This is a genomic window from Pseudomonas sp. NS1(2017) (assembly GCF_002269425.1).
GTDB classification, from domain to species: Bacteria; Pseudomonadota; Gammaproteobacteria; order Pseudomonadales; family Pseudomonadaceae; genus Aquipseudomonas; species Aquipseudomonas reactans.
The window spans coordinates 4,259,130-4,277,846 of the sequence record NZ_CP022960.1; the positions used below are offsets into that span (position 1 = coordinate 4,259,130).

The 18,717-nt window shown below is 61.8% G+C and carries 17 protein-coding genes and 2 riboswitches; of the genes, 11 read left to right on the forward strand and 6 right to left on the reverse strand.

Going from position 1 to position 18,717, the window contains the following annotated elements; genetic code table 11:
- The first annotated feature begins 183 nt into the window (after positions 1-183).
- Positions 184-768 (forward strand): Fe-S biogenesis protein NfuA, encoded by a 585-nt coding sequence (nfuA, locus tag CI807_RS20090; RefSeq protein ID WP_003190728.1) that lies wholly within the window; start codon positions 184-186, stop codon positions 766-768.
- Between the two features lie 63 nt (positions 769-831).
- On the opposite strand, the gene cobM is transcribed toward nfuA, so the two are convergent.
- From cobM to CI807_RS20115, 5 genes are all read right to left on the reverse strand, one after another.
- A complete protein-coding gene (gene cobM, locus CI807_RS20095) occupies positions 832-1,578 on the reverse strand; it encodes a precorrin-4 C(11)-methyltransferase (protein WP_095015898.1) in 747 nt (248 codons plus the stop codon).
- A 69-nt stretch (positions 1,579-1,647) separates the two neighbouring features.
- A complete protein-coding gene (locus tag CI807_RS20100) occupies positions 1,648-2,040 on the reverse strand; it encodes a cobalamin biosynthesis protein (RefSeq protein WP_095015899.1) in 393 nt (130 codons plus the stop codon).
- The gene (locus tag CI807_RS20105) at positions 2,037-2,741 is read right to left on the reverse strand and encodes a CbtA family protein (protein WP_095015900.1); all 705 of its coding nucleotides are present in this window, start codon (positions 2,739-2,741) and stop codon (positions 2,037-2,039) included. Before CI807_RS20105 ends, CI807_RS20100 begins: the two co-directional genes overlap by 4 nt.
- Before the next feature lie 11 nt (positions 2,742-2,752).
- Positions 2,753-2,941: a CbtB domain-containing protein gene (locus tag CI807_RS20110; RefSeq protein ID WP_095015901.1), complete on the reverse strand. Its 189-nt coding sequence runs from the start codon at positions 2,939-2,941 to the stop codon at positions 2,753-2,755.
- A gap of 94 nt (positions 2,942-3,035) precedes the next feature.
- A riboswitch (cobalamin riboswitch) is annotated at positions 3,036-3,241 on the reverse strand.
- 77 nt (positions 3,242-3,318) lie between these two features.
- Entirely contained in the window at positions 3,319-3,996 is a 678-nt protein-coding gene (locus tag CI807_RS20115) for a hypothetical protein (RefSeq protein ID WP_095015902.1), read from the reverse strand.
- A gap of 265 nt (positions 3,997-4,261) precedes the next feature.
- Positions 4,262-4,462: riboswitch (cobalamin riboswitch) on the forward strand.
- Positions 4,463-4,553: 91 nt separating this feature from the next.
- On the opposite strand from CI807_RS20115, the gene cobW reads away from it, so the two are divergent.
- Genes cobW through CI807_RS20135 form a run of 4 tightly spaced genes read left to right on the forward strand, consistent with a single transcriptional unit; the run spans position 4,554 to position 11,031 of the window.
- Positions 4,554-5,615 (forward strand): cobalamin biosynthesis protein CobW, encoded by a 1,062-nt coding sequence (gene cobW, locus CI807_RS20120; RefSeq protein ID WP_095015903.1) that lies wholly within the window; start codon positions 4,554-4,556, stop codon positions 5,613-5,615.
- 3 nt (positions 5,616-5,618) lie between these two features.
- Entirely contained in the window at positions 5,619-9,380 is a 3,762-nt protein-coding gene (cobN, locus tag CI807_RS20125) for a cobaltochelatase subunit CobN (RefSeq protein ID WP_095015904.1), read from the forward strand.
- The gene (locus CI807_RS20130; protein ID WP_095015905.1) at positions 9,380-10,378 is read left to right on the forward strand and encodes an ATP-binding protein; all 999 of its coding nucleotides are present in this window, start codon (positions 9,380-9,382) and stop codon (positions 10,376-10,378) included. Before cobN ends, CI807_RS20130 begins: the two co-directional genes overlap by 1 nt.
- Before the next feature lie 53 nt (positions 10,379-10,431).
- Positions 10,432-11,031, forward strand: a complete 600-nt coding sequence (locus tag CI807_RS20135; protein WP_095017588.1) for a VWA domain-containing protein — start codon at positions 10,432-10,434, stop codon at positions 11,029-11,031.
- On the opposite strand, the gene CI807_RS20140 is transcribed toward CI807_RS20135, so the two are convergent.
- Positions 11,028-11,975, reverse strand: a complete 948-nt coding sequence (locus CI807_RS20140; RefSeq protein ID WP_095015906.1) for a DUF1853 family protein — start codon at positions 11,973-11,975, stop codon at positions 11,028-11,030. The two genes, CI807_RS20135 and CI807_RS20140, sit on opposite strands and share 4 nt — an antisense overlap.
- 144 nt (positions 11,976-12,119) lie before the next feature.
- On the opposite strand from CI807_RS20140, the gene CI807_RS20145 reads away from it, so the two are divergent.
- From CI807_RS20145 to pepN, 6 genes are read left to right on the forward strand one after another with little or no spacing between them, the layout of a single operon-like run.
- Positions 12,120-13,010: an NAD(+) kinase gene (locus CI807_RS20145; protein ID WP_038845279.1), complete on the forward strand. Its 891-nt coding sequence runs from the start codon at positions 12,120-12,122 to the stop codon at positions 13,008-13,010.
- Positions 13,007-13,981, forward strand: a complete 975-nt coding sequence (locus CI807_RS20150; protein ID WP_371858013.1) for a metallophosphoesterase — start codon at positions 13,007-13,009, stop codon at positions 13,979-13,981. The genes CI807_RS20145 and CI807_RS20150 overlap by 4 nt, the downstream gene beginning before the upstream one ends.
- Positions 13,978-14,847 carry a rhomboid family intramembrane serine protease gene (locus CI807_RS20155; RefSeq protein WP_016979428.1) on the forward strand — a complete coding sequence of 290 codons (870 nt, stop codon included), beginning with the start codon at positions 13,978-13,980 and terminating at the stop codon, positions 14,845-14,847. Before CI807_RS20150 ends, CI807_RS20155 begins: the two co-directional genes overlap by 4 nt.
- Before the next feature lie 14 nt (positions 14,848-14,861).
- Positions 14,862-15,122, forward strand: a complete 261-nt coding sequence (locus CI807_RS20160) for a YeaC family protein (protein WP_016972751.1) — start codon at positions 14,862-14,864, stop codon at positions 15,120-15,122.
- Positions 15,119-15,949: a DUF2797 domain-containing protein gene (locus tag CI807_RS20165; protein WP_095015908.1), complete on the forward strand. Its 831-nt coding sequence runs from the start codon at positions 15,119-15,121 to the stop codon at positions 15,947-15,949. The genes CI807_RS20160 and CI807_RS20165 overlap by 4 nt, the downstream gene beginning before the upstream one ends.
- Before the next feature lie 13 nt (positions 15,950-15,962).
- Positions 15,963-18,620 carry an aminopeptidase N gene (gene pepN, locus CI807_RS20170; RefSeq protein WP_095015909.1) on the forward strand — a complete coding sequence of 886 codons (2,658 nt, stop codon included), beginning with the start codon at positions 15,963-15,965 and terminating at the stop codon, positions 18,618-18,620.
- The last annotated feature ends 97 nt before the right edge of the window (positions 18,621-18,717 follow it).

Here is an 18,717-nt window from a genome sequence, read left to right on the forward strand (position 1 = left end):
CCTTTTGGTTACTTTTGGGGCTCTTTTCCAAAAGTGACCCGCCGTAAGGGCGGAACCATAGGCCGCCATCACCCAAATAACGGATATGCCCCCAAAAACAAACCTATCCCGACAAAAACACTAGGACTTTGTACCTACGTAATATTTTGGCGTAAACTGCCGGCAAGCCTGTGAGGAGTTTCCATGACTGCCATAACCATTACCGACGCCGCCCACGATTACCTGGCTGACCTGCTGTCCAAGCAGAACACCCCGGGTATCGGCATCCGCGTCTTTATCACCCAACCCGGCACCCAATACGCCGAGACTTGCATCGCCTACTGCAAGCCTGGTGAAGAGAAACCTGAAGACACCGCCCTGGGGCTGAAAAGCTTCACCGCCTACATCGATGCCTTCAGCGAAGCCTTCCTCGACGACGCCGTGGTCGACTACGCCACCGACCGCATGGGCGGCCAGTTGACCATCAAGGCGCCAAACGCCAAGGTGCCCAACGTCAACGCCGACAGCCCGGTGAACGAGCGTATCAACTACTACCTGCAGACCGAGATCAACCCAGGCCTGGCCAGCCACGGCGGCCAGGTCAGCCTGATCGACGTGGTCGATGACGGCATTGCGGTGTTGAAGTTCGGCGGCGGTTGCCAAGGCTGTGGCCAGGCGGACGTGACCCTGCGCGAAGGCATTGAGCGCACCCTGCTGGAGCGCATTCCAGAGCTCAAGGGTGTGCGTGACGTGACCGACCACACGCAGAAAGAAAACGCCTACTACTGAGTAAGGCGTTCACTGCGAACAAAAAAACGGCGCCCCGTGAGCGCCGTTTTTTATGCCCGGGTTTCAGGGGCGGTAAAGATGGGCATGGCCCGCACGATACAGCGACGATTCGCTGAAGCTGTCACTCGCCAACACTCGGCCCACCACAATCAATGCCGTGCGCCGAAAGTCCTTGACCGCCACTTTCTCGGCAATATCACTCAAGGTGCCCATCGCCCAATCCTGATCCGGCCAGGTCGCCCGGTGCACCACAGCAATCGGGCAGTCCGCGCCGTAGTGCGGCAGCAGTTCAGCGACGATCTTTTCCAAGTGATTGACCCCCAGGTGAATCGCCATGGTGGTGCCATGCCGGGCCAGGCTGTCGAAATCCTCGCCGGCGGGCATGCTGGTTTTATCGGCGTAGCGGGTCAGGATCACGCTCTGGGCGATGTCCGGCAGGGTCAGCTCGGTTTCCAGCAAGGCTGCGCAGGCGGCTACGGCGGTGACGCCGGGAATGATCTGGAAGGGGATGCCCAACTCCCGCAAGTGGCGGATCTGTTCGCCTATGGCGCCATACAAGCTTGGATCGCCAGAATGGACGCGCGCCACATCCTGGCCTTTCCCGTGAGCTGTCCTGATCAGATCGATGATCTGCTCCAGGTGCAATTCGGCGCTGTTGACCAGCGTTTCTGCCGAATGACCTTCCAAAACCGCCGTGGGGACCAATGAGCCTGCATAGATGATCACCGGGCAGCTGCGGATCAGCCGTTGGCCTTTGACGGTGATCAGTTCCGGGTCGCCGGGGCCTGCGCCGATGAAGTAGACGGTCATGGTGGTTCCTGTCGAAAAGCGGGCGAGCATGAATGTTGCTCATGATCGGGGAGGGCGATTATCGGGATTTTAGTCGGCGCAAGCCAATGCAAAGGTGGCCTGGGCAGTTTTTTTGCGGGTAATCAGCAGGCGCGGAGGGCTGCCTGTGAGGCGTTCGGCAAGGGCCAGCGCGGCGCTTTCGGCGATGCCATAACAGCCGGTATGGGCAAAAGCGATGTCGGATTTATGGCTCAGGCGGTGTTCAAATACCGCCAATTGTTCAGCGCTGAAACACTGCAATGGCAGGTTCAGCGTCTGCGCCAGTGCCAGTAATCCCGGTTCATTCTGTTTGCGATCGATACTGGCGAGCGCAGCAATGCGCTGGCGCTCGATACCGCCCTCGGCGAGGGCGGCATCAAATAGCGCCAGCAAGGTATGAGCATCACAGCCCCGCTGGCACCCCAGGCCGACCACCAGGGTCATGCCGAGTATTGGTCGTCACGGTTGCGACGGAACAGCCACGCGCTGATCAGGCCCAGGGCCAGCCAGAAGGCGACATTGGTCAACTGCGAAGCGATCTTGAACTGCGCTTCCAGGGCCTCCGGGGCCAGCATCGAATGCACTTCCGGCTGTGGTGCGCCGATCACGTGCGGTACGGCGAGGATCGCTACACCCAGTACTTTCAGCAGCCAGTTGCGACCAAACACGATCAAGGCGGTGCCGGCAGCGGTAGACGCCGCAGTGCCGATCCACCAGGTCTGGCGCAGCGCCAGGTCGGCGGCGGCAGTACCCGGCAGCTCAGGCGGCAGGCCCATCGTCGGTGCCAGCACGAAGGTTGCGTAACCGGCCAAGCCCCACAGCAGGCCTTGGGCGGTACGGGTTGGCGCGCGCAGTGTATAGAGACCGGCCAGCATCAGCGCAAAACCGACGGCGACCACCAGGTTACCGCCCGTGGTGGACAACACGCGCTGCCAGCCGTCCTCCGGCTCCCAGGCTTCGGCGTCATGGGTATGGGCGGCAGCACCTTCGGCGTGCTCGTGGGCCATTTCGGTGGCGGCCGGGGCTTTTTCAAAGGTTTCCGCCTGCAGAATCAGCGGGGCGACCCAAAAGCTTTGCAGCAGAGTCAGCAGCAGGGCGGCCAACAGACCGGTGAAACCTGCGGTTTGCGCGATACGCTTGATCATGTCGGCAGGTCTCAGTGGCACGGGAACGCGGCGCTGTGGCGGGTATCGTGGGCAGCGTTGTGTACGGCCTCGATATGCGAGAAACCGGCGAAATACACCAGGCACGCGCCGAGGATCGACGCGCCGATGGCGGCGGTCAGGCGTTGGCTCAGGGTGGAGGTGCTGCTGACGGAGTGCGGAGTGCTGCTGATGATCGACATGGCGCGTCCCTTTCAGGTATCAGGGTGAAACGAGCGCATGAAAACCCCGCGAGCCGGGCACGCAGGGTTTGAACAGCGCCCGCTCACCGCGGGTTTGTTATCTGATTTTTCGGGCCGGTCTCCGGGCTTGCGAGGGGCATTGCGCCTATTAAACATCGCCTTCCCATGCCGTACCGGCACAGTGGATCTGACGCTTCGCTCGCTTACCGTTGCGGGGGCAGCACCGGACTGGTCATATCGCTATGACGCACCGGTTTCCCGTTTCACCCTGTGAAGGGCACCCGAAACAAGATGTGTAGGAGAGCATGGACGAGCAATGTGCGTCAAATACATGAAGTCAATGACTCAAGTGTTGTACGCCTCGTCCTTCCAGGAGGTCAGACAGTTATACTCCTGGATGGGTAATTAACCCGCTTGGAACTGTTTTTAATCATATAGTCGAGGTTGGTGACGTCATAGCGTTCATCATCCTTGCCTGCGAACCCGAGGAAGCCGACACCAATATCCAATTGCTTAAGAAGTTCTGGGCGCGCGAGTAACTCTCGGGCAACTTTTTTTGCCAGTTCGGGAATGTCACGGTCTTCGGCTTTTCTCAGTTCGTTGTAGTTGACATAACCATTATCTGTGGTGTCGTAAGTGGTATGGAAATCCTTGGCTAACTGCATCAGCTTGCGGTCACTAACCTGTGAAATCTCTCCCGCTATATAGGCAACTGAATCCAAATCTATATTTCCGTCTGGGGTGCTACCATAGGGCAGGCTATCGAGGTGATCATAAAGATCAGGGCGTGCCAGAAACTCCTTCATCGTCTCTATTTGTTCTTGGGTAGCAGGTTCGCCGTTCTCTTGTGTGCCTTTTGCCATTCGATCGGCAGTATGGAGCGTGAAAAATTCGTTTCCCCAGGGGTCAAGTGCAGGGGCCAATTCCAGTACTTTTTTCGTCAACGCTTGATCACTCAACGACTCAAGAGGGCGCGAGGTTGAAGTCAGGGAGGTTTCATTCAGTTGTGCGGGCTGCGGGGTGGCGTCGGTGCGCGTAGAGGCGATAGTAGACATAAGTTGATCTCAGTTGTGGTGTCTTAAATAGTCGTACGTCTAGGAGAAATCACGTTCATGGCCTCTTAACTAGACAGAATGTTTGTGTTGCCCTCCCTAGGTGGCGCAAGTCGTTTAATTGTTCCATGAACAGGGTTGATAAGTTTTTGCAAAGTAATACGTCATGTATTCGCGTCAATATGATCAGGTCTGCAATGTCGGCAGGCAGTGCGCTTGTTGATTCTTCAATAAAGCCCACTGACATTGACCATCCTGTCTGCACTGCGTAGCCTTGCACCCTCGAGGTTCTTCAGCCCCAGGCCGAAGCTAAGAAGGGAACGCGGTCCAAGCCGCGGCTGCCCCCGCAACTGTAAAGGGTTCAGCTGACTGCCACGCCACTGCCGAAAGGCGGGAAGGCGCAGCCAGCGCCGGTCGCAAGACCCGCAAGCCCCAAGCCAGGAGACCTGCCTCGCAACCGATTTTCTACTCAACCGGGCGGGGTGATCCGGTGACGAAATCCGCTGCTGCGCACCGTCGCAGGGCCTATCGTCCCGTATGCCCGCCCCCAAGGGCATCCGATGAAAACACTGGCCAAACTCCCCGTCACCATCGTTACCGGCTTCCTCGGCTCGGGCAAAACCACCTTGCTGCGCCACATGCTCGACAACGCCCAGGGCCGTCGCATTGCCGTGATCGTCAACGAATTCGGCGAGCTGGGTATCGACGGTGAAATCCTCAAGCAGTGTTCCATCGGCTGCACCGAAGAAGAAGCCAACGGCCGCGTCTACGAGCTGGCCAACGGCTGCCTGTGCTGCACCGTGCAGGAAGAGTTCTTCCCGGTGATGCGCGAATTGGTGGCCCGCCGCAGCGACCTTGACCACATTCTCATCGAAACCTCCGGCCTGGCCCTGCCAAAACCGCTGGTCCAAGCCTTCCAATGGCCGGAAATCCGCAGTGCCTGCACCGTCGACGCCGTGATCACCGTGGTCGACAGCCCGGCCGTGGCCGCCGGCACCTTCGCCGCCTTCCCGGACCAGGTCGATGCCCAGCGCAAGCTCGACCCGAACCTGGACCACGAATCACCCCTGCACGAGCTGTTCGCCGACCAACTGGCCAGCGCCGACCTGGTGATCCTCAATAAATCCGACCTGATCAGCCCTGAAGACCTGGCCCGCGTGCGCCTTGAAGTCGCTGAAGAACTGCCACCCGCGGTGAAGATCATCGAGGCCAGCAGCGGTCGCCTGCCGCTGGACGTGCTGATCGGCCTGGGTGCCGGCTCCGAAGAACACATCGACGGTCGCCACAGCCATCACGATCATCATCACGAAGGTGAAGACGATCACGACCACGACGCCTTCGACTCCATTTCCATCGACCTGCCGCAAGCCGACGAAGCATTGCTGCTCGACGCCTTGACCCAACTGGTGGTGCAACACGGCATCCTGCGCGTCAAAGGCTTCGCCGCAATCCCGAACAAGCCTATGCGCCTGCTGATCCAGGGCGTGGGCACGCGTTTCGACAAGCACTTCGACCGCGCCTGGAGCGCTGACGAGCCGCGCATCACGCGCTTGGTGCTGATCGGTCAGGACCTCGACGCGGCTGGCCTTGAAGCGCAACTGCGCGCCGCCCTCAGCGTTTAACCCATGCACCTGCTCAGGACCCAGCCCGGTGGTTTCGTCTCGGACGACAATATTGCCGACCTTGGCCAAACCCCCGCTGACCTGGTGATCCTGTGCAGCGGCGATTCCAGCCTGGCGCTGCTGGCCGAAGCGGCGCAGCAGTTACCCGACGATTACCCCAGCTTTCGCCTGGCCAACCCGATGCAGGTGCAGAACCACGCCTCGGTCGACCTGTACGTCGATGAAGTGCTGCGCCACGCCAAGGTCATCCTGATCTCGCTGCATGGCGGTATCGGTTATTGGCGTTACGGCATCGAGCGTCTGGTGGAGTTGGCCGAAAGGGGCGTGCAGCTGATCCTGGTGCCGGGGGATGATCGCCCGGACCCTGAACTCAGCGGGTTGAGCACCGTCGGCGCCGAAGCGCGTGATCGCCTCTGGCACTTCCTGCGCCAGGGCGGCCTGGGCAATGCGCTGGATTTTTATCGCTGCCTGGCCAGTGCCTACCTGGGCCGTGACTACGCCTGGGCCGAGCCGCAGACCCTGCCGCGCACGGCGATTTATCATCCGCGCCACGCTAACGCCCGCCTGAATGATTGGCAGGCCGACTGGAATGCCGAGTGGCCGGTGGCGGCGGTGCTGTTCTACCGCTCCCATTTGCAGGCGGCCAATACCGGTTTTATCGATGTGTTCTGCCAGCGCTTGCAAGCGGCGGGCCTCAACCCGTTGCCGATGGCGGTGGCCAGTTTAAAAGAGCCCGGCTGCCTGGCGGTGGTCGAGGACCTGCTGGACGAGGTGGGCGCGGCGGTGATCCTCAACACCACCGGCTTCGCCCAATCCAGCCCGGAAGCGCCGCATTTGCGCCCGTTTCGCCGCAATATCCCAGTGATCCAGGCGATCTGCGCCCAGGACAACCAGCCCGGCTGGGAAGCCAGCGAGCAAGGCCTTGGCCCCCGTGACCTGGCGATGCACATTGCCCTGCCAGAGTTGGACGGACGCATCATCAGTCGGCCGATCAGCTTCAAGGACCTGGCCTGGCACAGCGAGCGCAGCCAGTCGGATGTAGTGTGCTATCGAGCAGCGCCGGAGCGCATGGATTTTGTCGCTGAACTGGCGCGACGCTGGGTCGAGCTGGCGCGGGTGCCGAATGCCGACAAACGCATTGCGCTGATCCTTGCCAACTACCCGACCCGCGATGGGCGTATCGGCAATGGTGTCGGCCTGGATACGCCGGCGGCGGCGCTGAATATCCTGCGTGCGTTGCACGCCGAAGGCTATCCGGTACCGGATGCACTGCCGGAGAGCGGCACGGCGCTGATCCACGATTTACTGGGTGGCGTCACTAACGACCTGGACAGCCTCGACCTTCGCCCCTGCCACCAGAGCATGAGCCTGGACGAGTACGAGGCGATGTTCAGCCGCTTGCCCGAGGCCAATCGCCAGGCGGTAGTGGAGCGCTGGGGCACGCCCCATAACGATCCGATGTTCCGCGATGGCCGCATGATGATCGCCGGCCTGCGCCTGGGCATGACCTTTGTCGGTATCCAACCGGCGCGGGGTTATCAGGTGGACGCCAGCGCGGTTTACCATGATCCGGACCTGGTGCCGCCCCACGGCTACCTGGCGTTCTATTTCTGGCTGCGCCACACCTATGGCGCCCACGGTGTGATCCATGTGGGCAAGCACGGCAACCTTGAATGGTTGCCCGGCAAGGGCGTCGGCCTGTCGGAAAACTGCTGGCCCGATGCACTGCTGGGGCCGCTGCCGAATATCTACCCGTTTATCGTCAACGATCCGGGCGAGGGCGCCCAGGCCAAGCGTCGTACCCAGGCGGTGATCATCGATCACCTGATGCCGCCGCTGACCCGTGCTGAAACCTACGGCCCGTTGCGTAACCTTGAATTGCTGGCGGACGAGTATTACGAAGCGCAACTGCTCGATCCGCGCCGCGCCCTGGAGTTGCAGAAAGACATCCTCAAGCTGGTGCGCGAAACCCGCATCGACCAGGAGCTTGAGCTGGAGAGCGACGCCGATGCCGCCGTGTGGTTGCCGCGCCTGGACACTTACCTGTGCGACTTGAAGGAGTCACAGATCCGCGATGGCCTGCACATCTTTGGTGAGTCGCCCGCAGGCCGTTTGCGTATCGACACGTTGCTGGCCTTGTTGCGTATCCCGCGTGGCGATGGGCGTGGCCCGCAATCGAGCCTGCTGCGTGTGTTGGCCAAGGCTTTCGACTTGGGCTTTGATCCGTTGGACTGTGCCCTGGCCGAACCTTGGACGGGGCGCCGACCTCAGGTATTGCAGAAGATCGACGCGCAATTGTGGCGCACCGCTGGCGATACCCGCGAACGCCTGGAGCTGTATGCCGCACGGCTGATCGAGCAGGCGCTCGAAGGCCCGCTTGAACAGTTGGAAGAACCCGGCTGGGAGGAGGTGAAGGCGGTTATCGAAAGCCTGCGCATCGTGGTTGCACCGCGACTGGATGCTTGTGGCCCTGCGGAAATGCGCGGATTGCTGGATGCCCTCAGCGGCCGGTTTGTACCGGCGGGTCCGAGTGGTGCACCGAGTCGCGGGCGTTTGGATGTGCTGCCGACGGGGCGCAACTTCTTCACCGTCGATGTGCGCAACCTGCCCACCACCACGGCCTGGCGCATCGGTTTCCAATCCGCCAACCTGATTCTTGAGCGACATCTGCAGGACCACGGCGACCACCTGCGCCAGCTCGGCCTGTCGGTGTGGGGCACTGCCACAATGCGCACCGGCGGCGACGATATTGCCCAGGCCATGGCACTGATGGGCGTGCGCCCGGTGTGGGCGACCGGCAGCCAGCGCGTGGATGATTTCGAGATCCTGCCGATCAGCCTGTTGGACCGCCCGCGCGTGGACGTGACCTTGCGGGTGTCGGGCTTTTTCCGCGATGCCTTCGCCAACCTGATCCGCCTGTTCGACGCCGCAGTGCAGGCAGTGGCTGCGCTGGATGAGCCGGACGACATGAACCCGCTGGCGGCCAAGGTGCGTAGTGAGCGTGAGGCGCTGCTCCAGTCTGGCCTGGACGCAGAAGCGGCGGCGAAACAGGCCGGGTGGCGCATCTTCGGTGCCAAGCCCGGCGCCTATGGCGCGGGCGTGCAGGGCGCGGTCGACGGTCGCCTGTGGCAAAGTCGTGAAGACCTGGCCGAGGTTTACTTGAACTGGGGCGGCTACGCCTATGGCGGTTCCGACGAAGGCACCGCCGCCCGCGCGCAGTTTGCCCAGCGTTTGAGCCAGGTGCAGGCCGTTTTGCAAAACCAGGACAACCGCGAGCACGACCTGCTCGACTCCAACGATTACTACCAATTCCAAGGCGGCATGCTCGCCGCGGTGGAAACCCTGAGCGGCGACAAGGCGGCCAGCTATCATGGTGATCACAGCCAGCCCGACCTGCCGAAGATCCGCACGTTGAAGGAAGAGCTGAACCGGGTGATCCGTTCCCGCGCCGCCAACCCCAAGTGGATCGAAGGCGTGAAGCGCCATGGCTATAAAGGTGCCTTCGAGATGGCGGCGACCGTGGACAACCTGTTCGCCTTCGACGCTACCACGGCGCTGATTGACGATCACCAATATGCCCTGTTGGCCGACGCTTATTTGCTCGACCCCGACACCCGCGCCTTTGTGCAGCAACACAACCCCGATGCGCTGCGTGATATGACTGAGCGCATGCTGGAGGCCCAGCAACGTGGCATGTGGCAGGAGCCGGGGGCGTACCGCGAGGCGTTGGAAAACCTGTTGCTGGATATAGAAGAAGACAGCTGATGACCGATATTCCCCATTTCCCGCTGTCCGCCGTGGTCGGCGCCGATGACTTGAAACTGGCACTGTGCCTGACCGCCATCGACCCAAAGATCGGCGGTGTGCTGATCGAAGGCCCGCGCGGGATGGCCAAGTCGACCTTGGCGCGTGGTCTGGCGGACCTGCTCGCCAGCGGTCAGTTCGTGACCTTGCCCTTGGGCGCGACTGAAGAGCGCCTTGTCGGCACGCTGGACCTGGATGCTGCATTGGGCGAGGGCCGGGCGCAGTTTTCCCCCGGTGTATTGGCCAAGGCGGATGGCGGCGTGTTGTACGTCGATGAAGTCAACCTGCTGCCCGATCATTTGGTGGATTTGCTGCTGGACGTGGCCGCCAGCGGCACCAATCTGATCGAGCGCGACGGCATTTCCCATCGCCATTCGGCGCGGTTCGTGCTGATCGGCACCATGAACCCGGAGGAGGGTGAGTTGCGGCCGCAACTGCTCGACCGTTTCGGTTTCAACGTGGCGTTGAGCGGGCAGACCTTGCCGGCCGAGCGTGGGCAGATTATTCGTCGGCGCCTGGATTTCGACAACGATCCGGCGGCGTTCTGCGCGCAATGGGAAGCGTCGCAGGCGGCCTTGCGTGAGCGCTGCACCCAGGCGCGGGCACGGCTCGACACGATTGCGCTGGATGACGAGGCGCTGGCACAGATCACCGAGCGGTGTTTTGCAGCAGGTGTCGACGGTTTGCGTGCGGACCTGGTGTGGTTGCGCGGCGCTCGGGCCCATGCCGCCTGGCGTGGCGCCAGTGCGATCGCCGAGGAAGATATCGAAGCGGTGGCCGAGTTTGCCCTGCGCCATCGTCGCCAGGAACAAGCCCCATCGTCCAACCCGCCAAGTGAAGGGCAGTCGCCCAAATCCTCCGACGCTTCGCCAGGCCAAGGCCAGTGGGGCGACCTGCCCGCTCCGGCCCTGCCCACGGGCGCGCGCCGGGAAGTCCCCACCTGGCCAAAAAAGCCCTAGGCATTCGCCCCCGACCTGACGCGGGGGCGGATGCCCGCCCCAAGGCAGGGCGACTGGACAGCGGCAGGTACGGCAAGGCGCGCAGCGCGAAACAAGGCTCGATCAATTGGCCGGGCACCTTGCTCGGTGGTCGGCCGCAAACCCGTGAGGATCTGCTGTATCAACTGCGCAGTCGTTCGGCCCATGAGCTGTGGCTGGTGATTGTCGATGCGTCGGCGTCCACCCGGCGGCACGGTGCGCTCACCGATGCCAAGGGTTTGTTGGCGCAATTGTTTGATGACGCCTACCGCCAGCGGGCGCGGATGGCGTTGTTGACGGCCAGCGGGCACTCGCCCAAATGGCAGGTCCAGGGGTTGAAGGCGGCGAAGGGCTTGGCGGATTGGTTGGATCAATTGGGCGCGGGCGGTGGTACGCCGTTGCTCGCGGCGTTGACCGAAGCCGGGGCGTGGCTGGCGCAGCGGCGCAAGCGGTATCCGGCTGAACAACAGCGGCTGCTGGTGATCACTGATGGGCGACTCAAGGACATCGCCGGGTTGCCGTTGCTGGAGTGTCCTGGTGTGCTGGTTGATATGGAGCGTGGGCCGATCCGCTTGGGTCGGTCACAGGCGCTGGCGGTGGGGCTGCAACTGGATTACCGGCATATCGACGATTAGGTGTTGCCGGGCACGTTCGGCCACAGGTCGGCCACCAGGAACAGTCGCTCGGCTTCTTCCCAATCCTCGTTTACTTGAACCATCCGTACCAACAACTGCGCCGGCGCCATCGGGTCCAGCTCCGCCAGCCAGTCCCTCATCTGTTCTTCACTCCAGACTTCATCCGCCGAGTAATGCGCCGGTGCCAACCACGCATGTCGGGGCAGGGGTTGCCAGCGGCCCGGCTGGCTGTGGGCGACAAACGCTTGCCAATCACGCTGATGCAACCAGCGTCCCCGCAGGTGTTGTGGATGAGCGCCAACGGGCTCAACGGCCTCGCCGGGCCAGGGATATAACAGATAACCGCCCAGCCACAAATGTGCATCGAACTGCTGGATATCCAGCGCCGCCAGCGCCTCTCGGCTTTCCGCCCGCGCTGAAATCGGCAGTTGATGCTGGGCCAGATGCGCCAGTTTGCGGTCCAGCCGGTCGTGGCAGCCCGGCCCCAACCATTGATCCGTGTCCTGGCCATTGCCGTCCTGCGGACCGAGATAGAGTTTGATCGCCAGTTCCAGGTGATGCACGCCGTCACGGTCGCGCAGCAGCATGTCCAGCTCGCCGAGGGTATGCCCGGCGCGGCGGATTGGCAGATTGGCCGCCAACAGTTCCACGCCCGGCGCATGTTGTACGGCGAACTGCCACAGGCGCTCGTAATACAGGCCCAGGCGCCGGGTGCGTGACAGGCTCAGCCATTGCTGCAAGGCGCTGCTGTCGTGGTCGAGCTGGCGCAGCCACTGTTCAAGTAAGTGGGGTTGCTGCACCCAATCGCTGCCGGCCAGCGGATGGCGTTGCGGCCAGGGTGTTTGCGCCAGCATCGGCGGGGCGAGCATCACCCACGCCAGGTCGCGCACTTCGGGGTGGCGCAGCTGGCGGGGCAGGTTGTGCAGATCCGGGAACACAGTCATGGTCCGAGCATAGCCTTTTAAGTGCCGGGCAGGTGGCTGAGAACCATTGTCATCAAGGCTTCACGGCGACAAAGGATTTTGCCTGGGGCGGCCTTTCGCCCATAATCCTTCTTTTTGCCACACCCCACATCCCGCAGGAGCCCCATGGAGCAATTTCGCAATATCGGCATTATCGGTCGCCTGGGCAGTACCCAGGTGCTGGACACCGTCCGCCGGCTGAAAAAATTCCTGCTGGACCGCCACCTGCATGTGATCCTCGAAGACACCATCGCCGAAATCCTTCCTGGCCACGGCCTGCAGACCTCATCACGCAAGATGCTCGGTGAAGTGTGTGACATGGTGATTGTGGTCGGCGGCGACGGCAGCCTGCTCGGCGCAGCCCGTGCCTTGGCACGGCATAACGTGCCGGTGCTGGGGATCAACCGCGGCAGCCTGGGTTTTCTCACCGATATCCGCCCGGATGAGCTGGAAGTCGAAGTGGCCAAGGTGCTCGACGGCCACTACCTGGTGGAGAACCGCTTCCTGCTGCAAGCCGAAGTGCGCCGCCACGGCGAAGCCATCGGCCAGGGCGATGCCCTGAATGACGTAGTGCTGCACCCCGGCAAGTCAACGCGGATGATCGAGTTCGAACTCTATATAGACGGCCAGTTCGTGTGCAGCCAGAAGGCCGACGGCCTGATCGTGGCCACGCCCACCGGCTCCACCGCCTATGCGCTGTCGGCGGGTGGCCCGATCATGCATCCCAAGCTGGATGCCATTGTGATCGTGCCGATGTACCCCCATATGTTGTCGAGCAGGCCGATTGTGGTCGACGGCAACAGTGAGCTGAAAATCGTGGTGTCCAAAGACATGCAAATCTACCCGCAGGTGTCGTGTGACGGGCAGAACCATTTCACCTGCGCCCCCGGTGACACCATCACCGTGAGCAAAAAGGCACAGAAGTTGCGGTTGATCCACCCGCTGGACCACAACTACTACGAAGTGTGCCGCACCAAGCTGGGCTGGGGCAGCCGCTTGGGGGGTGGAGGCGACTGATGCTCGATCCCGCGCGTAGCTACGACCTGATTGGTGACGTGCACGGTTGCGCTCATACCCTTGAGCACTTGCTCGACCAGTTGGGCTATAACAAGGTCGGCGGAGTCTGGCGGCATCCATCGCGTATGGCGGTGTTCCTCGGCGATATCATCGACCGTGGCCCACGCATCCGCGAGGCGTTGCACATCGTCCACGACATGACCGAAGCCGGCCAGGCGCTGTGCATCATGGGCAACCATGAGTTCAATGCGCTGGGCTGGACCACGCCGGCACCGCCGGGCAGTGGCAGGCAGTTCGTGCGCGAACACAACCCACGGCACGCGCGGTTGATCCACGAAACCCTGACCCAGTTCGAACACCACCCGGCCGACTGGCACGACTTCCTCGGCTGGTTCTATGACATGCCGCTGTTTGTCGATGCCGGACGCTTCCGTGTGGTGCATGCCTGCTGGGATGACGGCTTTATCGATCCGCTGCGCGCCACGTTCCCGGACGGCTGCATCGACCAGCATTTCCTGCAGGCCGCTGCCGTGCCGGGTAGTTTTGCCTGCAACGCTTTCGACCGACTGTTGCGCGGCACCGACATGCGCCTGCCGGATGGCCTCACGCTGACCGGTGGCGATGGCCTGACGCGCTCGTTCTTTCGCACCAAGTTCTGGGAGGACGACCCCAAGACCTACGGCGACATCGTGTTCCAGCCCGACGCCTTGCCGGAGCCAGTGGCGCGTACGCCCTTGTCGTCCACCGAAAAGAATTCCCTGCTGCGCTACGGCGTCGACGAACCCTTGTTGTTTGTCGGGCATTACTGGCGCAGCGGCAAACCGGCGCCGATCCGCGAGAATTTGGCCTGCCTGGACTACAGCGCCGTGCTGTACGGCAAGTTGGTGGCTTATCGCCTGGATCAGGAAACGCGGCTGGATCCGAGTAAATTCGTATGGGTCGACGTTGAGCGCCCCGAGGTCATCAAATGAGTACCGTGGCTGTATTGCGCCTGCCCCTGAGTGTTGACCTGGGCGGCTTTGTCCAGTTGCTGCAACGCATGCAAGTGCCCCATCGCGTCAGCGAAGAGGCGGGCGAGCAGGTGTTGTGGGTGCCGGAAACCATCAGCGACGACGTGCGTGTCCTGTATCAACGCTTTCCCGCCGGTGACCCGGACCAGCAACTGGATATTCCCGAGCAGGCGCCGGTCAAGCGCCCCGGGTTTGTGCAGCAACTGCGCCAAAGCCCGGTGACTGCGCTGGTGTTGCTGGCAAGCATCATCGTAGGCGCGCTGACCTTGCTCGGTGAAAACCTGCAAGCCATGAGCTGGCTGACGTTCCTGCAGTTTCGCATCGTCGGCGAGTACATCCAGTTCACGCCCCTGGCCGACAGCCTGGCGGCGGGTCAGTGGTGGCGCCTGGTCACGCCGATGCTGATCCACTTCGGCATCCTGCACCTGGCCATGAACGGCATGTGGTACTGGGAGTTGGGGCGGCGCATCGAAGCGCGCCAGGGCAGCATCAACTTGCTCGGCCTGACGCTGTTGTTCAGCCTGGTGTCGAACTACGCTCAATACGTTTTTGGCGGCCCTGGCCTGTTCGGTGGGTTGTCCGGTGTGCTGTACGGCCTGCTCGGCCATTGCTGGATTTTTCAATTACTGTCGCCCAACCCGGCCTATCGCCTGCCCCGTGGGGTGCTGGTGATGATGCTGGTGTGGTTGCTGCTTTGCCTGTCGGGGCTGGTCTCGATGATCGGTTTCGGCGAAATCGCCAACGCTGCCCATGTCGGCGGCCTGGTTATCGGTTGCCTGACGGGTTTGCTGGGTGGGCTGTACAGCCGCCGCAAAGCCTCTCTTTGATAAGGAAGAGCCTTATGTCCTCTTTTGCTGAAATGATCGAAAACATCACCCCGGACATCTACGAGAGCCTCAAGCTTGCCGTGGAAATCGGCAAGTGGTCCGATGGCCGCAAGCTCACTGCCGAACAGCGCGAGCTGTCCCTGCAAGCGGTGATCGCCTGGGAAATCCAGAACCTGCCGGAAGACCAGCGCACCGGTTACATGGGCCCGCAGGAGTGCGCCTCCAAGTCCGCGCCAGTACCGAATATTCTGTTCAAGTCGGATGCGATCCATTGATTGAAATTGGTCGCGGTGCAGTCAGCAAGATGTCGGCGCAACTCGGTGAGCCGACCGTTCAATACGCGTTTCGACTGGGCGATGTCGAGGTGCCGGTCAACCCGCTGATTGGTACACACGTACGCCTGGAATACCTCGGTGCCATCCATTGCAGCCATTGCGGCCGCAAGACCAAGACCAGCTTCAGCCAGGGTTACTGCTACCCGTGCATGACCAAGCTGGCCCAGTGTGACCTGTGCATCATGAACCCCGAGCGTTGCCATTACGACGCCGGCACCTGCCGCGATCCGGGCTGGGGTGAAAAATTCTGCATGACCGACCACGTGGTGTACCTGGCGAATTCGTCGGGGATCAAGGTCGGCATCACCCGCGCCACCCAGTTGCCGACGCGCTGGCTGGACCAGGGCGCGAGCCAGGCGCTGCCGATCATGCGCGTGGCGACCCGCCAGCAGTCCGGTTTCGTCGAAGACCTGTTCCGCAGTCAGGTCGCCGACAAGACCAACTGGCGCGCGCTGCTCAAAGGCGACGCCCAAGCCGTCGACCTCAAGCAGGTGCGCGATGAGCTGTTCGCCTCCTGCGCCGAAGGCTTGCTCGGTTTGCAGGAACGCTTTGGCCTGCAGGCCATCCAACCGGTAACCGACATTGAACCGATCGAAATCCGCTACCCGGTCGAGCAGTATCCGGCCAAGATCGTCAGCTTCAACCTGGACAAGAACCCGATTGCCGAAGGCACGCTGCTGGGGATCAAGGGCCAATACCTGATCTTCGACACCGGCGTTATCAACATTCGTAAGTACACGGCCTACCAGCTCGCCGTGCATCAGTAGAAGGATGCCACCCATGCGCACCGAACAACCGAAGATGATCTACCTGAAAGACTATCAGGCGCCGGACTACCTGATCGAAGAGACGCACCTGACCTTCGAGTTGTTCGAGGACCACAGCCTGGTCCACGCGCAACTGGTGATGCGCCGCAACCCTGAGCGCGGCGCCGGCTTGCCACCATTGGTGCTGGACGGCCAGCAACTGGAGCTGCTGAGCGTGAACCTTGCCGATCAGGAGTTGACGGCAGATGACTACCAACTCACCGACAGCCACCTGACGGTACAGCCAAAGAGCGCGACCTTTACCCTGGACACCACGGTAAAAATCCACCCGGAAACCAACACCGCCCTGGAAGGCCTGTACAAGTCCGGCAGCATGTTCTGCACCCAGTGCGAAGCTGAAGGTTTCCGCAAGATCACCTATTACCTCGACCGCCCGGACGTGATGAGCACCTTCACCACCACGGTGATCGCCGAGCAGCATCGCTACCCGATCCTGCTGTCCAACGGCAACCCGATTGCCAGCGGCCCCGGTGAAGACGGTCGCCACTGGGCGACCTGGGAAGACCCGTTCAAGAAGCCGGCGTACCTGTTTGCGCTGGTGGCGGGTGATTTGTGGTGTGTCGAAGACACCTTCACCACCATGACCAACCGCGAGGTCGCGCTGCGCATCTACGTCGAGCCGGAAAACATCGACAAGTGCCAGCACGCCATGACCAGCCTGAAAAAATCCATGCGCTGGGACGAAGAAACCTACGGTCGCGAGTACGACCTCGACATCTTCATGATCGTGGCGGTAAACGACTTCAACATGGGCGCGATGGAAAACAAGGGCCTGAACATCTTCAACTCCAGTGCCGTGCTGGCCCGTGCCGAAACCGCTACCGACGCCGCGCACCAGCGGGTCGAGGCGATCGTCGCCCACGAATACTTCCACAACTGGTCGGGCAACCGCGTGACCTGTCGCGACTGGTTCCAGTTGTCGCTCAAGGAAGGCTTCACCGTCTACCGTGACTCGCAGTTCTCTGCCGACATGAACTCGGCCACCGTCAAACGCATCCAGGACGTGGCGTACCTGCGTACCCACCAGTTTGCCGAAGATGCCGGCCCGATGGCCCACGCGGTGCGTCCGGACAGCTTTATCGAGATTTCCAACTTCTACACCCTGACCGTGTACGAAAAGGGTTCGGAAGTTGTGGGCATGATCCACACCTTGCTCGGCGCCGAAGGCTTCCGCAAAGGCAGTGACCTGTACTTCGAACGCCATGACGGCCAGGCCGTAACCTGCGACGATTTCGTCAAGGCCATGGAAGACGCCAATGGCGCCGACCTGACGCAGTTCAAGCGCTGGTACAGTCAGGCCGGTACGCCACGTCTGGCGGTGAGCGAGTCTTACGACGCCACGGCTAAAACCTACAGCCTGACCTTCCGCCAGAGCTGCCCGGAAACCCCGGACAAGGTGGAAAAACTGCCGTTCGTGATCCCGGTAGAACTGGGCTTGCTGGACGGGAAGGGCGCGGGTATCGCCTTGCGCCTGGCCGGGGAAGCGGCGGCTGGTGCCACGTCCCGCGTGATCTCGGTGACTGAAGCCGAGCAGACCTTCACGTTCGTTGATATCCCTGAGCAACCGTTGCCTTCGCTGCTGCGCGGTTTTTCGGCGCCGGTGAAGCTGAGCTTCCCGTACAACCGCGATCAACTGATGTTCCTGATGCAGCACGACAGCGACGGCTTCAACCGCTGGGATGCCGGCCAGCAGTTGTCGGTGCAGGTGTTGCAGGAACTCATCGCCCAGCATCAGCAGGGCCAGGCCTTGCACATGGATCAACGTTTGATCACCGCGCTGCGCAGCGTGTTGAGCGACGAAAGCCTGGATCAGGCCATGGTTGCAGAGATGCTGTCGTTGCCGGGTGAAGCCTATCTTACGGAAATCAGCGAGGTTGCGGATGTGGATGCCATCCACGCTGCCCGTGAGTTTGCTCGCAAACAACTGTCGGAGAATCTGCACGAAGCACTGTGGTTGCGCTACCAGGCCAATCGCGAGCTGTCCAAGCAGACGCCTTATGTGGCGGCGGCCGAGCACTTTGCCCGTCGCGCGTTGCAGAACATTGCGCTGTCGTACCTGATGCTCAGTGGCAAGCCGGAAGTGTTGGCGGCAACCCTCGAGCAGTTCGAAACCGCCGACAACATGACCGAGCGCCTGACCGCGCTGGCGGTGCTGGTGAATTCGCCGTTCGAAGCGGAGAAGGCCAAGGCGCTGGCGGTGTTTGCCGAGAACTTCAAGGACAACCCGCTGGTCATGGACCAGTGGTTCAGCGTACAGGCCGGCAGTACCTTGCCGGGCGGGCTGGAGCGGGTGAAGGCATTGATGGAACATCCGGCGTTCACGCTGAAAAACCCGAACAAGGTGCGTGCATTGATTGGCGCGTTTGCCGGGCAGAACTTGATCAACTTCCACGCGGCGGACGGTTCGGGCTATCGCTTCCTGGCAGACCTGGTGATCGAGTTGAATGGCTTCAACCCGCAGATCGCTTCGCGCCAGTTGGCGCCGTTGACCCGCTGGCGTAAATACGACAGCGCGCGCCAGGCACTGATGAAGGCGGAACTGGAGCGCATTCGGGCTTCGGGTGAGCTGTCGAGCGATGTGTTTGAGGTGGTCAGCAAGAGCCTGGCATAAGCGTTGATTCAGAGGTCTGTCCAGCGGGTGACAGGCCTTTTTTTATCCAGTTCCTACATCGACACCGGCAACTTTCTTCTGTCTGTTTGGACTCGAT

Coding starts and splice junctions, on each gene's coding strand:
- CI807_RS20100 (WP_095015899.1), bottom strand. CDS start 2,040: ATGACCCTGGTGGTCGGCCTGGGGTGCCAGCGGGGCTGTGATGCTCAT.
- cobW (WP_095015903.1), top strand. CDS start 4,554: ATGAAAACACTGGCCAAACTCCCCGTCACCATCGTTACCGGCTTCCTC.
- CI807_RS20110 (WP_095015901.1), bottom strand. CDS start 2,941: ATGTCGATCATCAGCAGCACTCCGCACTCCGTCAGCAGCACCTCCACC.
- CI807_RS20155 (WP_016979428.1), top strand. CDS start 13,978: ATGAGTACCGTGGCTGTATTGCGCCTGCCCCTGAGTGTTGACCTGGGC.
- CI807_RS20115 (WP_095015902.1), bottom strand. CDS start 3,996: ATGTCTACTATCGCCTCTACGCGCACCGACGCCACCCCGCAGCCCGCA.
- CI807_RS20130 (WP_095015905.1), top strand. CDS start 9,380: ATGACCGATATTCCCCATTTCCCGCTGTCCGCCGTGGTCGGCGCCGAT.
- CI807_RS20160 (WP_016972751.1), top strand. CDS start 14,862: ATGTCCTCTTTTGCTGAAATGATCGAAAACATCACCCCGGACATCTAC.
- CI807_RS20105 (WP_095015900.1), bottom strand. CDS start 2,741: ATGATCAAGCGTATCGCGCAAACCGCAGGTTTCACCGGTCTGTTGGCC.
- cobM (WP_095015898.1), bottom strand. CDS start 1,578: ATGACCGTCTACTTCATCGGCGCAGGCCCCGGCGACCCGGAACTGATC.
- cobN (WP_095015904.1), top strand. CDS start 5,619: ATGCACCTGCTCAGGACCCAGCCCGGTGGTTTCGTCTCGGACGACAAT.
- CI807_RS20140 (WP_095015906.1), bottom strand. CDS start 11,975: ATGACTGTGTTCCCGGATCTGCACAACCTGCCCCGCCAGCTGCGCCAC.
- CI807_RS20145 (WP_038845279.1), top strand. CDS start 12,120: ATGGAGCAATTTCGCAATATCGGCATTATCGGTCGCCTGGGCAGTACC.
- nfuA (WP_003190728.1), top strand. CDS start 184: ATGACTGCCATAACCATTACCGACGCCGCCCACGATTACCTGGCTGAC.
- pepN (WP_095015909.1), top strand. CDS start 15,963: ATGCGCACCGAACAACCGAAGATGATCTACCTGAAAGACTATCAGGCG.